This is a genomic window from Curtobacterium sp. VKM Ac-1395, assembly GCF_015350975.1.
Lineage (GTDB): Bacteria > Actinomycetota > Actinomycetes > Actinomycetales > Microbacteriaceae > Curtobacterium.
In genome coordinates this window covers 343,050-366,590 of the sequence record NZ_JADKRX010000002.1, presented here as the reverse complement: position 1 = coordinate 366,590, position 23,541 = coordinate 343,050, and the positions used below count along the sequence as shown (strand labels likewise).

General features: G+C 70.9%; 17 protein-coding genes and 1 tRNA gene. 2 read left to right on the top strand and 16 right to left on the bottom strand.

Annotated elements, in window-relative coordinates; all coding sequences use genetic code 11:
- Positions 1-6: 6 nt before the first annotated feature.
- The 5 genes from ITJ68_RS06365 to polA form a co-directional block, all read right to left on the bottom strand.
- A complete protein-coding gene (locus ITJ68_RS06365) occupies positions 7-1,065 on the bottom strand; it encodes a BPSS1187 family protein (RefSeq protein ID WP_194660449.1) in 1,059 nt (352 codons plus the stop codon).
- Complete coding sequence (gene coaE, locus ITJ68_RS06360; RefSeq protein ID WP_194660448.1) at positions 1,062-1,673, bottom strand: dephospho-CoA kinase; 612 nt, start codon at positions 1,671-1,673, stop codon at positions 1,062-1,064. Before coaE ends, ITJ68_RS06365 begins: the two co-directional genes overlap by 4 nt.
- 99 nt (positions 1,674-1,772) lie before the next feature.
- The gene (rpsA, locus tag ITJ68_RS06355) at positions 1,773-3,230 is read right to left on the bottom strand and encodes a 30S ribosomal protein S1 (protein ID WP_194660447.1); all 1,458 of its coding nucleotides are present in this window, start codon (positions 3,228-3,230) and stop codon (positions 1,773-1,775) included.
- A gap of 184 nt (positions 3,231-3,414) precedes the next feature.
- On the bottom strand, positions 3,415-5,094 hold the full coding sequence (locus ITJ68_RS06350; RefSeq protein ID WP_194660446.1) for a DUF885 domain-containing protein: 1,680 nt from the start codon (positions 5,092-5,094) through the stop codon (positions 3,415-3,417).
- 22 nt (positions 5,095-5,116) lie between these two features.
- Positions 5,117-7,789 (bottom strand): DNA polymerase I, encoded by a 2,673-nt coding sequence (polA, locus tag ITJ68_RS06345; RefSeq protein ID WP_194660445.1) that lies wholly within the window; start codon positions 7,787-7,789, stop codon positions 5,117-5,119.
- Between the two features lie 100 nt (positions 7,790-7,889).
- Here polA and ITJ68_RS06340 point away from each other — a divergent pair, with 100 nt between their 5' ends.
- Positions 7,890-8,258 carry a PaaI family thioesterase gene (locus tag ITJ68_RS06340; protein ID WP_194660816.1) on the top strand — a complete coding sequence of 123 codons (369 nt, stop codon included), beginning with the start codon at positions 7,890-7,892 and terminating at the stop codon, positions 8,256-8,258.
- A gap of 5 nt (positions 8,259-8,263) precedes the next feature.
- Here ITJ68_RS06340 and ITJ68_RS06335 read toward each other — a convergent pair whose 3' ends face one another.
- The 3 genes from ITJ68_RS06335 to ITJ68_RS06325 form a co-directional block, all read right to left on the bottom strand.
- On the bottom strand, positions 8,264-8,734 hold the full coding sequence (locus tag ITJ68_RS06335; protein WP_194660444.1) for a GNAT family N-acetyltransferase: 471 nt from the start codon (positions 8,732-8,734) through the stop codon (positions 8,264-8,266).
- An 83-nt stretch (positions 8,735-8,817) separates the two neighbouring features.
- A complete protein-coding gene (locus tag ITJ68_RS06330) occupies positions 8,818-9,423 on the bottom strand; it encodes an ANTAR domain-containing response regulator (protein ID WP_071275157.1) in 606 nt (201 codons plus the stop codon).
- Between the two features lie 232 nt (positions 9,424-9,655).
- Positions 9,656-9,737 (bottom strand) — tRNA-Leu (locus tag ITJ68_RS06325).
- Between the two features lie 116 nt (positions 9,738-9,853).
- On the opposite strand from ITJ68_RS06325, the gene ITJ68_RS06320 reads away from it, so the two are divergent.
- Entirely contained in the window at positions 9,854-10,393 is a 540-nt protein-coding gene (locus ITJ68_RS06320; RefSeq protein ID WP_194660443.1) for an HdeD family acid-resistance protein, read from the top strand.
- 25 nt (positions 10,394-10,418) lie between these two features.
- Here the strand turns inward: ITJ68_RS06320 and ITJ68_RS06315 are convergent, their stop codons facing one another.
- From ITJ68_RS06315 to trpC, 8 genes are all read right to left on the bottom strand, one after another.
- Complete coding sequence (locus ITJ68_RS06315; protein WP_194660442.1) at positions 10,419-11,513, bottom strand: VIT1/CCC1 transporter family protein; 1,095 nt, start codon at positions 11,511-11,513, stop codon at positions 10,419-10,421.
- Between the two features lie 123 nt (positions 11,514-11,636).
- Positions 11,637-13,082: a pyruvate kinase gene (gene pyk / locus ITJ68_RS06310; RefSeq protein WP_071275148.1), complete on the bottom strand. Its 1,446-nt coding sequence runs from the start codon at positions 13,080-13,082 to the stop codon at positions 11,637-11,639.
- Positions 13,083-13,227: 145 nt separating this feature from the next.
- Positions 13,228-14,685 carry a glutamate synthase subunit beta gene (locus ITJ68_RS06305; RefSeq protein ID WP_194660441.1) on the bottom strand — a complete coding sequence of 486 codons (1,458 nt, stop codon included), beginning with the start codon at positions 14,683-14,685 and terminating at the stop codon, positions 13,228-13,230.
- A complete protein-coding gene (gene gltB / locus ITJ68_RS06300) occupies positions 14,678-19,198 on the bottom strand; it encodes a glutamate synthase large subunit (RefSeq protein WP_194660815.1) in 4,521 nt (1,506 codons plus the stop codon). The genes ITJ68_RS06305 and gltB overlap by 8 nt, the downstream gene beginning before the upstream one ends.
- Before the next feature lie 297 nt (positions 19,199-19,495).
- Complete coding sequence (gene lgt, locus ITJ68_RS06295) at positions 19,496-20,485, bottom strand: prolipoprotein diacylglyceryl transferase (protein WP_194660440.1); 990 nt, start codon at positions 20,483-20,485, stop codon at positions 19,496-19,498.
- A 214-nt stretch (positions 20,486-20,699) separates the two neighbouring features.
- On the bottom strand, positions 20,700-21,494 hold the full coding sequence (trpA, locus tag ITJ68_RS06290) for a tryptophan synthase subunit alpha (protein WP_194660439.1): 795 nt from the start codon (positions 21,492-21,494) through the stop codon (positions 20,700-20,702).
- On the bottom strand, positions 21,491-22,705 hold the full coding sequence (gene trpB / locus ITJ68_RS06285; protein ID WP_194660438.1) for a tryptophan synthase subunit beta: 1,215 nt from the start codon (positions 22,703-22,705) through the stop codon (positions 21,491-21,493). Before trpB ends, trpA begins: the two co-directional genes overlap by 4 nt.
- Before the next feature lie 48 nt (positions 22,706-22,753).
- On the bottom strand, positions 22,754-23,527 hold the full coding sequence (gene trpC, locus ITJ68_RS06280) for an indole-3-glycerol phosphate synthase TrpC (RefSeq protein WP_194660814.1): 774 nt from the start codon (positions 23,525-23,527) through the stop codon (positions 22,754-22,756).
- Between the last annotated feature and the right edge of the window lie 14 nt (positions 23,528-23,541).

Here is a 23,541-nt window from a genome sequence, read left to right as displayed (position 1 = left end):
CGCGTGTCAGGGACTCGTCTGCGTGGGCAGGGGGAAGCGTCGGAGCAGCCACTGCCAGAGCGCGATGAGCCGGGGCTGTCCCTGGGCGTCGAGCGGCGTCGTGTCCTTGATGATGCGGGAGTGCGACTGCGCCGGCGTCCCGATGCTGATGTCCGTGAGGATGGCGTGCGGGTACCAGCCCTCCGGCGGCGCTGCGGTGTCCGTGCGCCACGGTTCCGCCGGTCCGCCCGGGGTCGCCGGGACGTCGAGACCGAGTGCCGTCCACGACCCGCGGATCCGCGGGCCGAACTCGTCGCGGACGTCGTCCACGGCATACATCCGTGACGCCGGGGTCTGTCCGGGGCGGTCCATCCAGGCGGCGTGCACCGGCCCGAGCGACTCCACCGGGGACGCGAACATCAGCGCGCCGAGGACCGGCCGGATGTGCGCGATGTACGCCGCCTCTCCCCCACCCTGTGAGTGCCCGGCCACGACGATGTCACTCCAGGCGATGTCCTCGTCCGCCGCGACGAAGCGCCCCCACCCGCCCGTCGGGTCGACGTCGTCGAGGTGCGCGATCGCGTCGCGGAACCGCGAGACGATCGATCCCGCCGGGGACACCGCGCTGTGGTCCGACTGTCGGGTGCCGTCGAACCGGTTCCGCTGGACCGTGCCGTAGCAGTGCGGGTCGGCCTCGCACGTGCCGGAGAGGGTCTTGCCGAGGTTCCAGTAGTCGAGCCCGAGCACGTGGTACCCGTCACCGAGCGCCGTCGTCAGGAACCGCTGGTAGTCCGCCGGCCGCGCACGGGTCGCCGGCAGGAACAGCAGCAGTGGTCCGTCGGCCGCGGTCCTGGCGGCGAAGTCGTCGCGGTTCGGCTCCAGCCGCTCGCCGTCGATCGCGCCGAGCCGGAAGCGGTGGAACTCGTCCTGGGGCCCGCGTGCGTGACTGCGCGAGGGGGCATGTGCCGGTTCGCGCCCGTGGTCCGCCACCCGCTGCCCGGCGAGCACGTTCGCGGCGACGAGGGTGCCCAGCCCGATCGCCACGAGGACGACCGCGGCGACGACGAGCAGCAGCCGGTGCTTCATCTGGGAACGGGAGCGACCACGGCCCAGACCTGGTCCGCCGAGCGGACCGTGTCCTCGAGCGTGCCGGTGGCGTCGACGACGTGGTCGGCCAGGGCGAGGCGGTCGGCGTCGCTCGCCTGCGCGCCGACGCGACGCTCCGCCTCTTGTCGGGACATCCCGCGGTGCTGCACGAGGCGCTCGATCCGCATCGCTGCCGGCGCGTCGACGACGACGACCGCGTCGAAGCGCAGTGGACGGGACCCGCGGGCCTCGGCGAGGAGCGGGACGTCGTAGACCACCACCGCGTCCGGGTCGGCCCGCTCGGCGGCGTCGAACGCGGCCTGGGCGAGTCGCCAGACCTCGGGGTGGGTGATGGCTTCGAGGTCCTTGCGCGCTGCGGGGTCGGAGAACACGACCGCACCGAGGGCCGGCCGGTCGAGTGTTCCGTCCGCCGCGATCACGGACGGGCCGAAGCGCTCCGCGACCTGCTCGAGCCCCGGGCTGCCGGGGGCGACGGCGTCCCGTGCCAGGCGGTCCGCGTCGACGACGACGGCGCCGTGCTCTGCCCAGCGACCAGAGACGGTCGACTTCCCCGCGGCGATGCCGCCCGTGAGTCCGATGATGCGCACGGCGACCAGCCTAGGCGCGGGTCCCCCGCGAACGCCGGAAGCCCGGCACCCCCTGAGGGATGCCGGGCTTCCGGTGCGTTCAGTTGCTGCTGAGCTCGATCAGTTGGTCGAGCTGAGCTTCTCGCGGAGCGCCGCGAGCGAGGCGTCGTCGGCCAGGGTGCCCTGGCCGGCCTGCTCGGTGGTGAACGACGAGGACGCGCTGGTCGGGAGGTCGAAGGTACCGGTGGCCTCGTCCGTGAGGGACTTGGCGACCTGTGCCTTGTGGGCCTCCCAACGAGCCTGGGCGGCGGCGTACTGGCCTTCCCAGACCTCGCGCTGTGCGTCGTAGCCCTCGAGCCACTCGTTGGTCTCCGGGTCGAAGCCCTCGGGGTACTTGTAGTCACCCTTGTCGTCGTACTCGGTCGGCATGCCGTAGAGAGCCGGGTCGAACTCGGCGCTCTCCGGGTCGACGCCCTCGTTGGCCTGCTTGAGGCTGAGCGAGATGCGACGACGGTCGAGGTCGATGTCGATGATCTTCACGAAGACCTCGTCACCGACGGAGACGACCTGCTCGGCGAGCTCGACGTGCTTGTTCGAGAGCTCCGAGATGTGGACCAGGCCCTCGATGCCGTCCGCGACGCGGACGAAGGCACCGAACGGCACGAGCTTCGTGACCTTGCCCGGTGCGATCTGACCGATCGCGTGGGTGCGGGCGAAGACCTGCCAGGGGTCCTCCTGCGTGGCCTTGAGCGAGAGCGACACGCGCTCGCGGTCCAGGTCCACCTCGAGGATCTCGACGGTGACTTCCTGACCGACCTCGACGACCTCGCTGGCGTGCTCGATGTGCTTCCAGCTGAGCTCGGAGACGTGGACGAGACCGTCGACGCCGCCGAGGTCGACGAACGCACCGAAGTTGACGATCGACGAGACGACGCCCTTGCGGACCTGGCCCTTGTGGAGGTTGTTCAGGAACGTGGTGCGCGACTCGGACTGCGTCTGCTCGAGCAGTGCACGACGCGAGAGGACCACGTTGTTGCGGTTCTTGTCGAGCTCGAGGATCTTGGCCTCGATCTCCTGGCCGAGGTACGGCGTGAGGTCGCGGACACGGCGGAGCTCGATGAGCGATGCCGGGAGGAAGCCGCGGAGACCGATGTCCACGATGAGGCCACCCTTGACGACCTCGATGACGGTGCCGGTGACGACCCCGTCGGACTCCTTGATCTTCTCGACGTCGCCCCACGCACGCTCGTACTGCGCGCGCTTCTTCGACAGGATGAGGCGGCCTTCCTTGTCCTCCTTCTGGAGGACCAGGGCCTCGACCTCGTCACCGACGTTGACGACCTCGTTGGGGTCGACGTCGTGCTTGATCGAGAGCTCGCGCGAGGGGATGACACCCTCGGTCTTGTACCCGACGTCGAGGAGGACCTCGTCGCGGTCGATCTTCACGACGGTGCCGGAGATGAGATCGCCGTCGTTGAAGAACTTCAGGGTCTTCTCGACCTCGGCCAGGAAGTCATCAGCCGAACCGATGTCGTTGATGGCGACCTGCTTAGGAGCCTTGGTCGTAGTGGTTGTCATGTAGAGATTGCTCCGAACGGACATGAGTCGGGCCAGGGCGACGCGGGGACAGTGCCCGCATGCTGCCGCCGTGGCGGTGGATTGTGGTGACGCGGATTGCGCCGCACAAGTCTAACCGGTGCGCTCGACCCCTCACAAGCGGGGCAACGCGCGTGTCGCGGCGGTCCGTCCGGAGCTCCCGGGGTCAGTCGAGCAGCGCCGACCGGAGGGTGTCGAGACCGACCCCGCCGAGCGCCAGTGCCCGGTGGTGGAAGGCCTTGAGGTCGAAGTCGGCCCCCTCACGAGCGGCGACCTCGTCACGCACGGACTCCCACACGCGCTGGCCGACCTTGTACGACGGCGCCTGGCCGGGCCACCCGAAGTACCTGGCGACCTCGAAGCGCACGAACGCCGGGTCCATGTTGACGTTCTGCCCCATGAAGTCGAGGGCGTACTCCCACGTCCAGCCGCCGCCGTCCGGGTTCGTCTTCTGCAGGTGCACCCCGATGTCGAGCACGACACGGGCTGCGCGCATCCGCTGGCCGTCGAGCATCCCGAGGCGGTCGCCGTCGTCGTCCAGGAACCCGAGCTGCTCCATCAGGCGCTCGGCGTACAGCGCCCAGCCCTCCACGTGTCCGGAGGGGCCGGCGAGCTGCCGACGCCAGGTGTTCAGCTCGCCGCGGTTGAACACGGCCTGGCTGATCTGCAGGTGGTGACCGGGGACGCCCTCGTGGTAGACCGTGGTCTTCTCCCGCCAGGTGCCGAACTCGGTGACGCCCTCCGGGACGGACCACCACATGCGGCCGGCGCGCGAGAAGTCGTCGGACGGACCCGTGTAGTAGATCCCGCCCTCCTGCGTCGGGGCGATGCGGCACTCCAGGCGCTTGATCGGGTCCGCGATGTCGAAGTAGCGGCCGTCCATCGCCCGGATCGACTCGTCGCTCGTCTCCTGCATCCACTGCCGGAGGGCCTCGGTGCCGTGCAGGACCCGGGTGGGGTCGGCGTCGAGCACCTCGATCGCACGGGCCACGGACGCGCCGGACTCGATCCGGTCGGCGATGCGCTCCTGCTCCTCGCGCATCCGGGCGAGCTCCTCGAGGCCCCACGCGTACGTCTCGTCGAGGTCGACCACCGCACCGAGGAACCGGCGGGAGTGCAGCTCGTAGTCATCACGGCCCACGGCGTCGGTGGGCGTCGCGAGGGGCATCAGCTCGTGCTGGAGGAACCGGCCGAACGAGCGGTACGCGGCCGCGGCGACCTCGCCACCGCGGACCAGCTCGGCGCGGAGTGCCTCGGGCACCGGTGCGCCGTCGTCGAGCGCCGCCGTGGTGGCGAGCTGCCGGAAGAAGCCGTCGTCGGCGCCGCTCCTGGCCATCTGCTCGGCGACGAGCTCGACCTGCCGACGGGCGGGGACGACCTGGTCGCGGGTGCCCTCGAGCAGGGTCTCGCGGAAGCCCTCGAGCGCGTCGGGCAGTGCCCGCACCCGGCTCGCGACGTCCTCCCAGTCGGACGTGGTCGCCGTCGGCATCAGGTCGATGACCTCGCGCAGCGCCTGGGCCGGGCTGGTGATGACGTTGAGGTCGCGCAGGTGCAGCTTGCGCTCGTACGACTCGACGACCAGGTCGAGCTCCGCCCCGAGGTCGGTCTTCGTGACGCGGTCGACGGCGTCGACGGGCTCCGCCGCGTCGAGTGCACGCCGAGCTGCTCGGGCCGCGTCCGCGGACGCTGCGGCTCCGGCGGGCGAGGTGTCGCCGTACTCCCCCGTGCGCCCGGAGACGCCGATGTACGTGGCGACGGTCGGGTCGAGGTCGACGAGGGTGGTCACCCAGTCCTCGGCGACCCGGTCGACGGCGGAGGGCTGGCGGACGGGACGCTCTGTGGTCATGCTCCGACCATACGACCCCGCATCAGTGCGCGGCGACCTCCCAGTTGGCGCCGGTGCCCACCTGGACGTCGAGCGGCACGGTCAGGTCCGCCGCCGACCCCATGCGCGCCCGCAGGATCTCCTCGACGCGCTCCTGCTCGCCGGGAGCGACCTCGAGGATCAGTTCGTCGTGCACCTGCAGCAGCAGTCGCGTGCCGAGGTCGCCGTCGCGGAGGTCGGCGGCCACGCCGAGCATCGCGATCTTCATGATGTCGGCCGCGGACCCCTGGATCGGTGCGTTCAAGGCAGCCCGCTCGGCGTTCTCGCGCAGCACCCGGTTCGGGCTCTTCAGGTCCGGGAAGGGGCGGCGGCGGCCGAAGATCGTCTCCGTGTAGCCGTCCTCCCGCGCCTGCTCGACGACGTTGCGGAGGTAGTCCCGCACCGCACCGAAGCGGGCGAAGTACTCGGTCATCAGGGTGCGGGCTTCGCTCTGCTCGATGCGCAGCTGCTTCGACAGGCCGAAGGCGCTGAGGCCGTAGGCGAGCCCGTACGACATCGCCTTGACCTTCGTGCGCATCTCGGGGCTGACGTCCGCCGGCTCGACGCCGAACACCCGTGCGCCGACGAACCGGTGGAGGTCCTCCCCCTCGTTGAAGGCCTGGACGAGCCCCGGGTCACCGGAGAGGTGCGCCATGATCCGCATCTCGATCTGCGAGTAGTCCGCCGTCAGGAGCGTCGTGTACGGCTCGGCGACGGCGAACGCGGACCGGATGCGGCGGCCGACGGCGGTCTTCACGGGGATGTTCTGCAGGTTCGGGTCGGTCGAGGACACCCGCCCCGTGCTCGTGCCGGTCTGCTCGTACCGGGTGTGGATGCGGCCGTCGACGACCGCGGCGTCGAGGGTGTCCACGATCTGCCGGAGCTTCGTGGCATCACGGTGCTGCAGCAGCAGGCCGAGGAACGGGTGCGGGTGCTGCTCCTGCAGGTCGGTCAGGCTGGCGGCGTCGGTCGAGAAGCCCGTCTTGGTCTTGCGGGTCTTCGGCATCGCCAGCTCGGTGAACAGGACCTCCTGCAGCTGCTTCGGCGACCCGAGGTTGACCTCGTGGCCGATCTCCGCGAAGGCCTGCTGGGCGAGGTCGGCGGCGCGCTCCCCGAGCTCCTTCGACAGCCCGGTCAGCACCGGACGGTCGATGCCGACGCCGGTGGTCTCCATCTGCGCGAGCACCGACACCAGCGGCAGCTCGATGTCGTCCAGCACCCCGAGCGAGCCGGTGTCGATGCGGGCACGCAGCGCCGTGGTCACGCGGAGGACGTACCAGGCGTGCACGCCGACGTTCACCGGCGCGGTCTCGGGGACGAGCTGGTTCGGGTCGGCGGTGGGCAGTTCCTCGCCGAGCTCCTGGTAGACCAGGTCGGTCAGCGGCTGGCCCTGCTTGCCCGGGTTCGCCAGCCACCCCATGATGCGGGCGTCCCCGGCGACGCCGTTCACGGCGATCCCGGCGGTGCCGAGGGCCTTGATGGCGGCCTTGGCGTCGTGGAAGTGCTTCGGGGCGTCCGAGGCGAACCAGGCGGTCAGCTGCTCGTAGTCCTTCGCGCCGCTGCCGCCGGGCACCAGCACCGCGTCGTCGTGCGTGGCGATGCCGATCGCGCTCAGGCGGCCGTCGATGACCTCCACCGCGACGCCGTAGCCGTTCTCGGCGTCGGCCGCGTTCTTGCGCTCGAGCCAGTAGCCGAGTTCCTCGTCGATGAGGGTCTTCACCGGCGGCGGGGTGACGCCGGTGTCCTCGACGCCGCCCTCCACCGCGGTCTGGTCGCTCGGCTCGCCGTTCCCCGCGACCTTGAACACGCGGTCGAGCAGCGTGCGGAACTGCAGCTTGGCGAAGAGCTCGCGGACGGCGGCTTCGTCGAGGGGACGGAGCGCGACGTCGGCCGGCCCGACGGGCAGCTCGACGTCGGTGACCAGCCGGTTCAGGCGGCGGTTCCGGACGGCCCGGTCCCGCTGCTCGCGCAGGTTGTTGCCGACGACGCCCTTGATCTCGTCCGCGTGCTCGAGGACGCCCTCGAGCGAGCCGTACTGGGTGACCCACTTCACCGCGGTCTTCTCGCCGACCTTGTCGACGCCGATGAGGTTGTCGCTGGTCTCCCCGACGAGGGCGGCCACGTCCGGGTACTGGTGGGGCTCGATGCCGTAGCGCTCGTAGACCTTGTCGCGGTCGTAGCGCGTCAGCTCGGACACCCCGCGGACCGACGGGTAGAGCAGCGTGACGTCGTCGTTCACGAGCTGGATGGAGTCGCGGTCGCCGGACACCACGTAGACCTGGAAGCCCTGCTCAGCCCCCTGCGAGGAGAGCGTCGCGAGGATGTCGTCGGCCTCGTAGTCCTCCTTCGTGACGGTGGTGATGCCCATGGCCTCGAGTGCCTGCTGCAGCAGCGGGATCTGCCCCTTGAACTCCGCGGGGGTCTCCGAGCGGGTGCCCTTGTACTCGGCGTACTCACGCGTGCGGAACGAGAACCGGGAGATGTCGAACGCCACCGCGAGGTGCGTCGGCTTCTCGCGCTGGAGCAGCATCAACAGCATCGAGATGAAGCCGTGGATGGCGTTCGTGTGCTGCCCGTCACGGTTGACGAAGCTGTCCACGGGCAGCGCGTAGAAGGCCCGGAAGGCGAGCGAATGGCCGTCGATGACCATGAGGGTAGGCTTTGCGGAGTCCGACACCCGGACAGCCTACCGACGCCCCCCGACACGGAAGTCAAGCGCTGTGACCGACGAACCGACCACCACCGGCACCGTGGACGAGCGTCTCGCCGACCGGGGCATGGGCGAGCTCGCCGACAAGATGGGCATGGTCATCACGGAGCTGAGCGCCGAGCGTGCGGTCGGCACCATCCCGGTCGAGGGCAACCGGCAGCCGGTCGGGCTCCTGCACGGCGGGGCGTACGTGGTGCTCGCCGAGAGCCTCGGGTCGATGGCCGCGAACGTCCACGCCGGCCCCGGTCGCTACGCGGTCGGCATCGAGCTGAACGCGTCGCACTCCCGGAGCGCGACGAGCGGCACCGTCACGGGGACGTGCACGGCGATCCACCTCGGGAACACGCTCACGACCCACGAGATCGTGCTCACCGACGACCAGGGCCGACGCTGCTCGACCGTGCGGATCACCAACATGATCCGCGAGCGGCGCTGACCGCCTCAGTCCTCTGCCGGACGCTGCAGCAGCAGCCGGGCGTCGCCGAAGCCGAGCCGCCGGTACAGCCGCTCGCCGTCGACGCTCGAGTGCACGGACACCCGCTCCACGCCGAGGTCGTCCGCGACGTCGAGCAACGCCGTGACCAGACGGCCCGCCACGCCGAGCCCACGCAGGTCCGGGTGCACGTACACCGTCTGCACGTCGCCGGTCAGGCGCCCCACGGATCGATCCGGCGTCGGCGGACGGCCCACCAGTCCGAGCCACGCCATCCCGAGCACGTGACCGTCGCGCTCCGCCACGACGCACCGGTGGGTCTCCGGGTGTGCCTCGGCGAACGCGGTCATCGCGGCCCGGTACGCCTCCACCGTGTGGACCGGCGCCTGGCCGCCCTCCTCGACGCTCCACCGCCAGCGCAGGTCGGCCACCGACGGCATGTCGGTCGGACGGGAGGCTCGGATCACGACGTCGTTCACGGCTCCACCCTCGCAGATGGTCACCACACGCGGAAGCGCCGCCACCCGGACCGGGTGACGGCGCTTCCGCGTTGCGTGCGCGACTACTTCTTGGCGCTGAGCTGCTCGATGATCGCCTTGGCGACGTCGTGCATGGTCAGGCGGCGGTCCATGGAGGCCTTCTGGATCCAGCGGAAGGCCTCGGGCTCGGTGAGGCCCATCTTCTCGTTGAGCAGGCCCTTGGCGCGGTCGACGAGCTTGCGGGTCTCGAAGCGCTCGACCAGGTCGGCGACCTCGGCCTCGAGCGTGATGATCTGCTGGTACCGCGAGAGGGCGATCTCGATCGCAGGGAGCAGGTCGTTCGGGGTGAAGGGCTTCACGACGTAGGCGAGGGCGCCGGCCTCGGTCGCACGCTCGACGAGTTCCTTCTGGCTGAACGCCGTGAGCAGGACGACCGGAGCGATGTGGTTCTTGGAGAGCTTCTCGGCGGCGGAGATGCCGTCGAGCTGCGGCATCTTGACGTCCATGATGACGAGGTCGGGGCGCAGGTCGGTGGCCAGCTGGACCGCGGTCTCACCGTCACCCGCCTCACCGACGACGTCGAACCCGTTGTCGCGGAGGATCTCGACGATGTCCAGGCGGATGAGCGACTCGTCCTCGGCGACGACGACGCGACGGGGTGCTGTTGCAGTTGCTTCTGTGTCACTCACGACGGAGAGCCTACTAGACCTGACGCCTTCGGCACGCAGTGACGCTGACGTGAAGTCGTTCGGTACGAGTGGCGGGACGGCGGGACCGGAACAGCCCCGCACTCCGTGACGAGCGTCGGTACGAGTGGCGGGACGGCGGGACCGGAACAGCCCCGCACGCCGTGAGGAGCATTCGGTACGAGTGGCGGGACGGCGGGACCGGAACAGCCCCGCACGCCGTGAGGAGCGTCGGTACGAGTGGCGGGACTTGAACCCGCACGCCGTGAGGCAGAGCATTTTGAGTGCCCCGTGTCTGCCGATTCCACCACACTCGCGAGGTCTCCCACGCTACCAGCAGCCCACCGCGCTGCATGCCCAACGCGCACGGCCGGACTCGACGGACGCCGGGTACCGTCGAGGACCGAAGCAGTCCAGGTCAGGAGGAGTGCCTGTGGATTCCCGTGCCGTCCGCACGTTCCGCGTCTTCGTGGTCGTCACGGCCGTCGTCGCCGTCGTGCTCGGTGTCGTCGCCGTCGTGCTCCCGCGTCCGTCGCTCGTCGTCGTCGCCCTGGTGTTCGGCGTGTACCTCGTCGTGTCCGGGGTCCTGCGCGTCGTCGCGGCGGTGCGTGGGCACGGCACGCCGCCGCTCTGGCGCTGGACGTCCGGCATCGTCGGCACGCTCGTGGCGCTCGCGGGGCTCGTGGCCCTGCTCGACCCGGCGATCCCGCTGGTGGTCTACGCCGTGCTGGCCGGGGTGGCGTTCCTCGTCGAGGGCGTCGCCGCGCTCGTCGGCGGAGCGGTCGGCCACCCGGGGTCGTCCCGCGTGCCGTCGGTCGTCAGCGGGGTGCTGTCGCTGCTCGGCGGCGTGGCCGTGCTCCTCGCGCCCGGCCTGGCGCTGACGGTCTTCACGTTCCTCGCCGGCATCGCACTCATCGTGGTGGGCGCCGGAGCGCTCCTGCTGCTGCCCCCTCGCGCGGCGGTCCGACGCTGACGACACCCGCGGTCCAGCCGGCGCGTCAGGCGGCGCCGGTCCCGAAGAGCAGGCCGAGCAGGTAGGTCACGACGGCGGCGCCGAAGCCGATCGCGAGCTGCCGTAGGGCCCGCCGGAGCGGTGACGCCCCGCTCAGGACGCCCACGACCGCACCGGTCCCGAGCAGGGCGATGCCGACCAGCGCTGCTGCGAGGCCGATGGCCGGCCACCCGTCGAGCCCGAACAGGTAGGGCAGGATCGGGATGACCGCGCCCGAGGCGAAGAAGCAGAAGCTCGAGATCGCCGCGCTCATGCCGTTGCCGACCGCCTCGTGGTCGTCGGGGATCCGTGTCGGTCGGGTCTCCGGGGCACTGCCGAGGCCGGCCAGAACGTCGGCGGCGTGCGCGGCGGCCTGGTCCTCGGGCATGCCCCTGGCGCGGTAGACGAGGGCGAGCTCGTTGACGTCGACGTCGAGGTCGGCCACCGCGCTGCCGGCCTCGGGGTGTGGTGCCGAGGCCTCGAGGAGCTCCCGCTGCGACCGCACGGAGACGTACTCCCCCGCGCCCATCGACAGCGCACCGGCGAGGAGCCCCGCGATGCCGCTGAGCAGGACGAAGTGCCGGTCGGCGCCGGAGGCACTGATGCCGATGATGAGCGCCAGGTTCGACACGAGCCCGTCGTTCGCGCCGAACACCGCGGCGCGGAAGGTCCCGGACAGCCGCATCCGCCCGCGGTTCGCGAGCCCGCGGACGACCTCGCCGTGGATCCGCTCGTCGGCCGCCATCCGTGCGGTCGCGTCGGCGTCGTCGGCGTAGGGCGAACGGTCCTCGGCACGCTGCATGAGCGCGAGCACGAACACCGAGCCGAAGCGCTTCGCCAGGCTCGCGAGGACCCGGGTGCGCAGGCTCCCCCGCAGCGGCCGGCCGACGTCGGCGCCGAGCAGGTCCACCCAGTGCTGTTCGTGCCGCCCCTCGGCCTCGGCCAGGGCGTCGAGGATGTCGCGCTCCTCGCCGGAGCGGCGCGAGGCCAGGTTCCGGTACACGGCCGCCTCGGCGCGTTCGTCCGCCAGGTAGCGCCGCCATCGGCGCACGTCGCCGGGGCGACGCGCCTCGGTGTCGGACGGGAGGCTCGGTTCACGCATCGTGGTCGTCTCCTGTCGACGGGACGGGGGCGGTGGACGCGCGACGGCGCGGACCGGAGGCCGACAGCTGTGCGCTGTGGGGGCCTCCCGTCCGCGCCGTCGCGCGGTGTCCGTGGAGCGGGGTCAGTCCCGGACGTAGGCCGGAGCGGCCTCGGCGTGTGCGTCGCCGACGCGGTGCACGCGGAGGTCGTTCGTGGAGCCCTCGAGTCCGGGGGGCGACCCGGCCGTCACGATGACGCGGTCGCCGGGGGCGGCCAGGCCGTTCTCGAGGAGGACGTCGTCCACCTGCGAGAAGAGCTCGTCGGTGTGGGTCTTGCGCTCCACGAGGAACGAGCGGACGCCCCAGGTGAGCGCCATGCGACGGCGCGTGGCTTCGTTCGGGGTGAAGGCGATGATCGGCAGACCGTGGCGCAGGCGCGACATGCGGCGTGCGGAGTCGCCGGACTCGGTGAACACGCAGAGGTACGAGGCCTCGGTGAACTCCGCGATCTCGACGGCGGCCAGCGTGATGGCACCACCGAGGGTGCGGGGCTTCGTGCCGAGCGGGGCGATGCGCTCCAGGCCGTGGTCCTCGGTCGACTCGACGATGCGGGCCATGGTGCGGACGGTCTGCACCGGGTACTCGCCGACGCTGGTCTCACCGGAGAGCATCACGGCGTCGGCGCCGTCGAGCACGGCGTTCGCGACGTCGGAGGTCTCGGCGCGGGTCGGGATCGGCGAGGAGATCATCGACTCGAGCATCTGCGTCGCGACGATGACCGGCTTGGCCATGCGGCGGGCCAGTTCGACCGCACGCTTCTGCACGATCGGGACGGCCTCGAGCGGCAGCTCGACGCCGAGGTCACCGCGGGCGACCATGATCGAGTCGAAGGCGTCGATGATCTCCTCGAGCGCGTCGACGGCCTGGGGCTTCTCGATCTTCGCGATCACCGGGAGGCGCTTGCCCTCCTCGTCCATGATCTCGTGCGCCCGGTCGACGTCGGAGGCGTTCCGGACGAACGACAGCGCGATGAGGTCGGCGCCCTGCCGGATCCCCCAGCGGAGGTCGGCCTCGTCCTTCTCGCTGAGCGCGGGGACGTTCACGGCGACGCCGGGCAGGTTGATGCCCTTGTTGTTCGACACGGTGCCGCCGACGACGACCTCGGTGCGGACGCGGACGCCGTCGGTGTCGAGCACACGCAGGCGGACCCGGCCGTCGTCGATGAGCAGCGGGTCGCCGGGCTTGACGTCCTGCGGCAGGCCCTTGAAGGTCGTGCCGCAGATCTCCTTCGACCCGGGGACGTCCTCGGTCGTGATGGTGAAGACGTCACCGACGGCGAGCTCGTGCGGGCCGTCGGCGAACTTGGCGAGGCGGATCTTCGGACCCTGCAGGTCGACGAGGATCGCGACCGGCTTGCCGAGTTCCTCGGCAGCACGGCGGACGTTGACGTAGTTGGCCTCGTGGACGCTGTAGTCACCGTGGCTCAGGTTGAGACGGGCGACGTCGACACCGGCCTGGATGATCTCCTTGACGGTCTCATAGTCCGAGGTGGCCGGTCCGAGGGTCGAAACGATCTTTGCGCGTCGCAATGGATTCCTTCGTGTGGTGGACGGTCTCTCTCGCGAGAGAACGGTGGGGCGTGCGGCATGTCGTGCTCGTGGGGCTTCGCATGACGAGGAGGCCACCAGCACCCTATCGAGTGCCGGTGGCCTCCCGCTCACCCTGTGGTGTGCATCAGACGGAGATCGCCCGGTCGGTCGCCTTGACCGGAGCCGGGAGCATCGTCGTGCCCTCGAGGTACTCGTCCACCTTCGCCGCGGCCGCGCGGCCCTCGGCGATGGCCCAGACGATGAGGGACTGGCCACGACCGGCGTCACCGGCGACGAAGACGCCCGGCTCGTTCGTCGTGTAGTCGGCCCGGCGGGCCACCGCTCCGGAGGCGTCCACGGGCAGGCCGAGCTGCGGCTCGATCGTGTGGGTCTCCGGGCCGGTGAAGCCCATGGCGATGAGGACGAGGTCCGCGGGGATCTCGCGCTCGGTGCCCGCCTTCGGGATGCGGCGGCCGTCGACGTACTCGGTCTCCGCCACGCGCAGACCCCGGACCTCGCCGGCGTCGTTGGACAGGAACTCGACCGTGGACGCGAGGAAGGTACGCTCACCGCCCTCCTCGTGGGCGCTCGCGACCTCGTAGAGCGTCGGGAACATCGGCCAGGGCTGGTCCTGCGGACGCTCGACGGGCGGCTGCTTGCCGATCGCCAGGTTCGTCACGCTGAGGGCACCCTGTCGGTGTGCGGTGCCGATGCAGTCCGCACCGGTGTCGCCGCCGCCGATGACGACGACGTGCTTGCCCTCGGCGGTGACCTGGTTGTCGACGACGGTGCCGGCACCCGCGCGGTTCTGCTGCACGAGGTACTCCATCGCGAAGTGCACGCCCTCGAGGTCGCGCCCGGGGATCGCCAGCTCGCGCGGGACGGTGGCTCCGGTGGCGACGACGACGGCGTCGTAGCGGGACTTCAGGTCGTCCCAGGTGATGTCACGGCCGATCTCGACGCCCGCACGGAAGCGGGTGCCCTCGGCCTGCATCTGGGCGAGGCGCGCGTCGATCTGGCGCTTCTCCATCTTGAAGTCCGGGATCCCGTAGCGGAGCAGACCACCGATGCGGTCGTCGCGCTCGTAGACGGCGACGGTGTGCCCGGCGCGCGTGAGCTGCTGCGCGGCGGCCAGCCCGGCGGGGCCGGAGCCGACGACGGCGACGGTCTTGCCGGTCAGCCGCTCGGGCGGGTGCGGGGTGACCCAGCCCTGCTGGTAGGCCTCGTCGATGATCGAGACCTCGACCTGCTTGATGGTCACCGGCGGCTGGTTGATGCCGAGCACGCAGGAGGACTCGCAGGGCGCCGGGCAGAGGCGACCGGTGAACTCCGGGAAGTTGTTCGTCGCGTGGAGCCGCTCGATCGCCTGGCGGCCCTCGCCGCGCCACGTGAGGTCGTTCCACTCCGGGATGAGGTTGCCGAGCGGGCAGCCCTGGTGACAGAACGGCACGCCGCAGTCCATGCAGCGGCCGGCCTGTCGCTTCAGCGCGCCGGACTCCTGCTGCTCGTAGACCTCTTTCCAGTCCATGAGCCGCACGGGCACGGGCCGCCGGGGCGGCAGTTCTCGTTCCTGGACCTTCAGGAACCCCTTGGGGTCAGCCACCTGCGGTCACCTCCATGATCCTGTTCCACACGATGTCGCCGTCGGGGTCGAGCCCCTCGTCGACGGCCTGTCTGCGGGTCTCGAGCACCGCCGCGTAGTCACGCGGGAGCACCTTCACGAACTCGCTGAGGTCACCGGACTCGAGCAGCCCGGCGGCCAGGGTCGACCCGGTCTCGTCGGCGTGCCGCCGGAGCAGATCGGTGACGATCTCGACGTCGGCGCTGTCGAGCGGCTCGAGCCGGAGCTCGCCGCTCGCGAGCGCGTCCGTGTTGACGTGCTCCCGGCGCAGGCCGCGGACGTACGCGGTACCGCCGGACATGCCGGCACCGAGGTTCCGCCCGGTCTCGCCCAGGATGACCGCCAGACCGCCCGTCATGTACTCGAGGGCGTGGTCGCCGACGCCCTCGACCACGGCGCTGGCACCGGAGTTGCGGACCAGGAAGCGCTCCCCCACGATGCCGCGGATGAACATGCTGCCCTGGGTCGCGCCGTAGCCGATGACGTTGCCGGCGATGACGTTCTCCGACGGCTTGAAGCCGCTGGACTCGGCCGGACGCACGACGATGTCGCCGCCCGACAGGCCCTTGCCGACGTAGTCGTTGCTGTCGCCGATGAGCCGCAGGGTGATGCCCGCCGGCAGGAAGGCACCGAGCGACTGCCCCGCGGACCCGCGCAGCGTGATGTCGATCGACCCGGCCGGCAGCCCGTTCTCGCCGTGGCGCAGGGTGACCTCGTGGCCGAGCATCGTGCCGACCGCGCGCTCCGTGTTGCGGATCGGCAGGTCGAGCGTGAGCGACCCGCCGTGCTCGAGCACGTCGGACGCACGGTGGATGAGCTGCACGTCGAAGTGCTGCTCGAGCTCGTGGTCCTGCTCGCGGTGGTGGCGACGGGGTTCGTCAGGCGAGAACTGCGGCCCGGCGAGGACCGGTGCCAGGTCGAGGCCGGACGCCTTCCAGTGGTGCACGGCACGGTCGACGTCGAGGGCGTCGGCCTGGCCGATCGCCTCGTCGAGGGTACGGAACCCGAGCTCGGCGAGGAGCTCCCGGACCTCCTGGGCGATGAACTCGAAGAAGTTGACGACGAACTCGGGCTTGCCGGAGAACCGCTTGCGCAGCTCCGGGTTCTGCGTCGCGACGCCGACCGGGCACGTGTCGAGGTGGCACACGCGCATCAGGATGCAGCCCTCGACGACGAGCGGTGCCGTCGCGAAGCCGTACTCCTCGGCGCCGAGCAGCGCGGCGACGACGACGTCGCGGCCCGTCTTCATCTGGCCGTCGACCTGCACGACCACGCGGTCGCGCATGCCGTTCAGCATGAGCGTCTGCTGCGTCTCGGCGAGGCCGATCTCCCACGGGGTGCCGGCGTGCTTCAGGGAGTTCAGCGGGGACGCCCCGGTGCCGCCGTCGTGGCCGGAGACGAGCACGACGTCGGCCAGGGCCTTCGTCACGCCGGCCGCGACCGCGCCGATGCCGGACTGGCTGACGAGCTTCACGTGGACACGCGCCGAGGGGTTCGCGCGCTTGACGTCGAAGATCAGCTGCTTGAGGTCCTCGATGGAGTAGATGTCGTGGTGCGGCGGCGGCGAGATGAGCCCGACACCGGCGGTGGCGTGCCGGGTCCGTGCCACCCAGGGGTAGACCTTCTGCGGGGGCAGCTGGCCGCCCTCGCCCGGCTTGGCGCCCTGGGCCATCTTGAGCTGGATGTCCGTCGCGTGGGTCAGGTACATGCTCGTCACGCCGAACCGTCCCGACGCGACCTGCTTGATCGCGCTGCGACGCTCGGGATCGAGCAGACGGTCGACGTCCTCGCCGCCCTCGCCCGTGTTCGACCGGCCACCGAGCCGGTTCATCGCGATCGCCAGGGTCTCGTGGGCTTCCTTCGAGATGGAGCCGTACGACATGGCGCCGGTGTTGAACCGCTTGACGATCGACTCGATCGGCTCGACGTCCTCGAGCGACACCGGGGTGCGCTCGCCCTGCTTGAAGCGGAACAGCCCGCGGAGCGTCATGAGCTCCTCGGCCTGGTCGTCCACGGCCTTGGAGTACTCGCGGAAGATGTCGTACCGGCGCGAGCGCGTGGCGTGCTGCAGGCGGAACACCGTGTCCGGGTTGAACAGGTGCGGCGGACCCTGTCGGCGCCACTGGTACTCGCCGCCGGTCTGCAGGCGCTCGTGCGCGACGACCGAGCCGTCGAGCGGGTAGGCCTGCTGGTGCCGCTGGGCGTTCTCCTTGGCGATGACGTCGATGTCGACACCGCCGAGGATCGACGAGGTGCCGGTGAAGTAGCGGTCGACGAACGCCTGGCTGAGCCCGACGGCCTCGAACGCCTGGGCGCCGGCGTAGCTGGACACGGTCGAGATGCCCATCTTCGACATGATCTTCAGCACGCCCTTGCCGAGCGCCTTGATCACGTTCTTGACGGCCTGCTCGGGGGTGATCCCGCTGATCATGCCGGAACGGACCAGGTTCTCGCAGGTCTCCATCGCGAGGTACGGGTTGATCGCCGAGGCGCCGTACCCGATGAGCGTCGCCACGTGGTGGACCTCGCGCACGTCGCCGGCCTCGACGATGAGCCCGGCCGTCATCCGCTGCTCGGTCCGGATCAGGTGGTGGTGCACGGCGGCGAGCAGCAGCAGGCTCGGGATCGGCGCGTACTCGGCGTTGCCGTCGCGGTCGGACAGCACGATGAACTGCTTGCCGGACTCGATGGCCTCGTCGACCTCGTCACACACGGCCTGGAGGCGCTGCTCCATGGCCTGCTCGCCGGCGTCGACGCGGTACAGGCCCTTGATCGTCACGGTGAGGTGGCGGCCGGACTCGCTCTCGAAGTGCTGCACCTTGGCGAGCTGGTCGTTGTCGATGACCGGGAAGTCGAGCACGATCTGCTTGGCGTGCTCGGGGCCGGCGTCGAGCAGGTTGCGCTCGGGACCGAGCCCGAGGCCCATCGACGTGATGACCTGCTCGCGGATCGAGTCGAGCGGCGGGTTCGTGACCTGCGCGAACTGCTGCGTGAAGTAGTCGAAGAGCAGCCGGGGACGCTCGGACAGCACCGCGATGGGCGTGTCCGACCCCATGGCGCCGAGGGGCTCGGCGCCCGCCTGGGCCATCGGCCGCAGCAGGATGCGGACCTCTTCCTCCGTGTAGCCGAAGGCGCGCTGGCGACGGGTGACCGACGCCGGGGTGTGCACGATGTGCTCGCGCTCGGGGAGGTCGCGGAGGTTGATCCGCCCGGCTTCGAGCCACTCGCTCCACGGGCCCGACGACGCCAGGGTCTGCTTGACCTCGTCGTCCTCGATGATGCGGCCGGCCTCGGTGTCGACGAGGAACAGCCGGCCCGGGCGCAGGCGGCCCTTGCGGACGACCTTGGACGCGGGCACGTCGATGACGCCCGTCTCCGAGCCCATCACGATCAGCCCGTCGTCGGTCACCAGGAACCGTCCGGGCCGCAGCCCGTTGCGGTCGAGCGTGGCACCGACGAGGGAGCCGTCGGTGAAGGTGATGGCCGCGGGGCCGTCCCACGGCTCCATGAGCATCGAGTGGTACTCGTAGAACGCCCGCAGGTCGGGGTCCATGTCGAGCTGGTTCTCCCACGCCTCCGGCACCATCATCGACACCGCGTGCGGGAGCGACCGGCCGGACAGGGTCAGGAGCTCGAGGGTCTCGTCGAACGACGCCGAGTCGCTCGCGCCGGGGCTGACGATCGGCAGCAGCGGTGCCATGTCGCCGAGCAGGTCGCTCTCGAGCTGGGACTGCCGCGCACGCATCCAGTTCCGGTTGCCGCGGACGGTGTTGATCTCGCCGTTGTGCGCCAGCGTGCGGAACGGCTGCGCGAGGGGCCACGACGGGAACGTGTTCGTCGAGTACCGGGAGTGCACGATCGCCAGCTTCGAGGCGAAGCGCTCGTCGCTGAGGTCGGGGTAGAAGGGCTCGAGCTGCAGCGTCGTGACCATGCCCTTGTAGACCATGGTCCGGGCCGACAGCGACATGAAGTAGACCTCGCGCTCACGCTCGACGCGCTTGCGCATGCGGAACGCCTGGCGGTCGAGCGCGATGCCGTTCCACGCGGCGCCCTGGTCGTCGTGGCGGGTCGACGCGACGAAGAGCTGTTCGAACGCCGGCATCGCGGCGCGCGCCAGGGTGCCGAGGACCTCCGGGCGGACCGGGACCTCGCGCCACCCGAGGACGCGGAGGCCCTCGTCGTCCGCGGTGGCCTCGATCGCGGCCTTCACGGCAGCGCGGTCGTCGTCGTTCAACGGCAGGTAGGCGGTGCCGACGGCGTACTCCCCCGCGGCGGGCAGCTCGAACGGCACGGCGTCACGCAGGAAGGCGTCCGGCACCTGGCAGAGGATGCCCGCGCCGTCGCCGGTGCCCGCGTCGGACCCGACGGCACCGCGGTGCTCGAGGTTGCGCAGCGCACCGAGTGCGGCGTCGACGATGTCGTGCCCGGGGGTGCCGCGGAGCGTCGCCACCATCGCGAGACCGCAGGCGTCCTTCTCGTTCGCCGGGTCGTACATCCCGGTGGCCTTCGGCACGGCCGAGAACCGCTGGTGCGCCGGCAGGAGCTCGGCCGGTGCCGTGGACTGGGGTGGCAGGAGCGCCATGGGGAACCGTCCTCACGAGGAAGTGGAACAGGGACAGCGGTGGCCCGGTGGTGCGTTCCGCCCGAGGAGGGCGGGCCCGAAGTGGGCGGAACTGGTGCCCGTGCGCGGCGTCAGCGGTGGTTGCCCGGACGCCGTGCGGAGGATGGGGACCGCTTGTGGCAGACCCGTTGGGAGTGGTGCTGGTGGGGTGACGGCGCGGGGGCCGCCGCCTCAGGAACGATCGACTGCTGTGGCGACCGGTCCGGACCCGGCGCCGACGGGGACGTCGTCGTCGTGCTCCGAGTAGGTGTCGTCCGAGTCTACGGACTTCGCTCGCGGCTCGCGACCAGGCAGGTACGGGCTCGGTTCCTTGCCGGTGTGCCGACGGGACTGCACCACGAAGACGACGATGCCGATCAGGATCGCGGCGAACGCGACCCAGACGTTGGTGCGGACGCCGAAGAAGGTCTCGCTCGTGTCGACGCGAATCGACTCGAGGACGGAGCGACCGATGCCGTACCAGATGAGGTAGAGCGCGAGCACCCGGCCCCACTGCAGCCGGAACCGGCGGTCGATGAGCAGGATCACCGCGACGCCGACGACGTTCCAGATGATCTCGTAGAGGAACGTCGGGTGGAACAGCGTGCCCTCGGGCAGACCGGTCGGGTACGCGGCGTTCGAGGACTCGATCTGCAGACCCCACGGCAGGCTCGTCGGCATGCCGAACAGCTCGTGGTTGAAGTAGTTGCCGAGGCGGCCGAAGGCCTGTGCGAGCAGCATCGCCGGGGCGACGGCGTCGAGGAACGCGGTGAAGCGCAGCCCGACCTGGCGGCAGCCGAAGTACGCGCCGACCGAGCCGAGGATGAGCGCCCCGAAGATCGCCAGGCCGCCCTCCCAGATGTAGAGGAAGGACCACGGGTCGCGCCCGGGACCGAAGTAGTCGCTGAAGTGCGTCAGGACGTGGAAGAGCCGACCGCCGACGATGCCGAACGGCACCGCCCAGATCGCGATGTCGATGATGATCCAGCGCTCGACGCCGCGGGCGTTCAGACGGCGGTTCGTCAGGATCACGGCGGCGACGATCCCCAGGAGGATGCAGATCGCGTACGCGTGGATGCGGAAGTCCAGCGGCAGCGACCAGCCGAACACGTCGCGCAGCCAGGCGGTGAGGTCGAAGTACTGCCAGGCCGTGCTGGGGCTCGGGATGCTCAGGAGGGGCATGGAGGTGCTCTCGCCTTTCGTTGCTGCGCAGCCGGTGCGGCCGGGCGGTGGGTCGACCCGCGTCGACCCCGGATCACTGTAGCGCGGCTGGTCCGGTGGTCAGGAACCGACGGCGCTGTCTGTGGGAACCGTGATGCGGTGTGGACGGGAGGCCCGGTGCGGGTGAGCGGGTCTGCTCACCCGCACCGGGCCTCCCGTCCGGGACTGCTGCTGCTCAGCGGCGCTGGGCACCGACCGTCAGCTCGGCGGCCCGCTGCCCGACGCCGGTGACGCCGAGGTCGGCGAGGGCGCGGACGAAGGCCGACCCGACGATGGCGCCGTCGGCGTACTCGAGGACTTCGGCGACCTGGTCGGCGGTGGAGATGCCGAGCCCGACGCAGGTGCGGGCGACGCCCGCGTCACGGAGTCGGGAGACGACCGTGCGGGCGGCGACGTCGACACCGAGGCGGGCACCGGTGACGCCCATCGTCGAGACGGCGTACACGAACCCGCGGCTGGCCTCGACGGCCTGGTGCATGCGGACGTCGGACGAGGACGGTGCCGCGAGGAACACGCGGTCGAGACCGGTGCGCTCGGAGGCGTCCATCCACGCGCGGGCCTCGTCGGGGATGAGGTCGGGCGTGATCAGGCCGGCGGCCCCGGACTGCACCAGGTCGTCGGCGAAGCGCTCGACGCCGTACCGGAGCACCGGGTTCCAGTACGTCATCACGAGGACGGGGACGTCGACGCGCTCGGTGATGGCGTGCACGGCGTCGAAGACCTGCGCGACGCGGAAGCCGTTGGCCAGGGACTCCTCGGCCGCGCGCTGGATGACGGGGCCGTCCATCACGGGGTCGGAGTACGGCAGGCCGAGCTCGATGACGTCCACGCCGTTCTCGGCCAGGGCCACGGCGGCGTCGATGCTGGTCTCGAGCGTCGGGAAGCCGGCGGGCAGGTAGCCGACGACCGCACCCGCGCGGTCGGTGTTCGCCTGGTCGATCGTGGTGGCGACGGTCCGGTTCGTGCTCACAGCTGCTCCGCAGTCTCGTCGAGGATGCCGAAGTACCGGCTGGCCGAGGCCACGTCCTTGTCGCCGCGCCCGGAGAGGTTCACCAGGATGACGCCGTCGGGGCCGAGCTCCTTGCCGAGCTTGATCACCCCGGCGAGGGCGTGGGACGACTCGATCGCCGGGATGATGCCCTCGGTCTGGCTCAGCAGACGGAAGGCCTCCATCGCCTCGGTGTCGGTGATGGGCTCGTACTGCGCACGGCCGATGGACGCCAGGTAGGCGTGCTCCGGGCCGACGCTCGGGTAGTCGAGGCCGGCGGAGATGCTGTGGCTCTCGATCGTCTGGCCGTCCTCGTCCTGCATGAGGTACGACTTGGCGCCCTGCAGCACGCCCTCGCGGCCGAGGGTGATGCTCGCCGCGTGACGGCCGGTCTCGACGCCGTCGCCGCCGGCCTCGTACCCGAGGAGCCGCACGGACTCGTCGTCGAGGAAGGCCTCGAAGATGCCCATCGCGTTCGACCCGCCGCCGACGCACGCGGCGACGGCGTCGGGCAGGCGACCGACGAGGTCGAGGACCTGCTCGCGGGCCTCCACCCCGATCACCTTGTGGAACTCGCGGACCATCTCCGGGAACGGGTGCGGACCGGCGACGGTGCCGAGCAGGTAGTGCGTCGAGTCGACGTTGGCGACCCAGTCGCGGAGGGCGTCGTTGATGGCGTCCTTCAGGGTGCGCGACCCCGTCTCGACGGGGATCACCTCGGCGCCGAGCAGCCGCATCCTGGCGACGTTGAGCGCCTGGCGGTCGGTGTCGACGGCGCCCATGTACACGACGCAGTCCATGCCGAAGAGCGCTGCGGCCGTCGCGGTGGCCACGCCGTGCTGGCCGGCGCCGGTCTCCGCGATGAGGCGGGTCTTGCCGAGGCGCTTGGCGACGAGCGCCTGGCCGAGCACGTTGTTGATCTTGTGCGAACCGGTGTGGTTGAGGTCCTCGCGCTTGAGGATCACCCGGGCACCACCGGCGTGCTTGGCGAAGCGCGGCACCTCGGTGATGATCGACGGGCGACCGGTGTAGTCGCGCTGCAGGGTGTCGAGCTCCTCGTGGAAGGCCGGGTCTGCCCAGGCCTCGCGGAAGGCGGCTTCGAGTTCGTCGAGGGCCAGCACGAGGGACTCGGGGACGAAGCGTCCGCCGAAGTCGCCGAAGTACGGGCCGTGGAGGTCACGGAGTGAGGTCACGATGGTGCTCCAGGGGTGCCCGGCGCGGACGCCGAGCGGACGGGGTGGTCAGGCGTCGAGGAACGACGCGAGCGTTGCGGCCGGGTCGGCGCCGGTGACCAGCGCCTCCCCGACGAGGACGACGTCGGCTCCGGCTGCCCGGTAGTGCGCGACGTCGGCGGGGCTCGACACGGCGGACTCGGCGACCCGGACCACACCGGTGGGGATGCGGTCGGCCAGGGAACCGAAGAGGTCGCGGTCGAGCGAGAAGTCGGTGAGGTCCCGGGCGTTGACGCCGAGGATCCGGGCGCCGGCGTCGATCCCGCGGGACAGCTCGTCCGCGGAGTGGGCCTCGACCAGGACGCGCATGCCGAGCTCCTCGGCCAGGCCGTGCAGCTCCACGAGCTGGGCCTGGTCGAGTGCGGCGACGATGAGCAGGACGATGTCCGCCCCCGCCGCACGGGCCTCGACGACCTGGTAGGGGTCGGCGATGAAGTCCTTGCGGAGCACCGGCACCGACACGCGCGCCTTGACGGCTTCGAGGTCGGCGAGCGACCCGAGGAACTTCCGGCCTTCGGTCAGCACGCTGATCGCCGAGGCACCGCCGCGCTCGTAGTCGGCGGCGAGGGCGGCCGGGTCCTCGATCGGGGCCATGGACCCGCGGGAGGGGCTGGCGCGCTTGACCTCGGCGAGGACCTTCACGCGCTCCCCTGCCGACAGGAAGTCGAGGGCGTCGAGCGGGGAGGTCACACGGTCGAGGTCACGTTCGACGTCGGCGTACGGACGGTCGAGGCGACGGGTGGCGGCGTCCTCGAGCGCGCCCGCGACGAGGGTCTCGAGCACGTTCGGCATGCTCG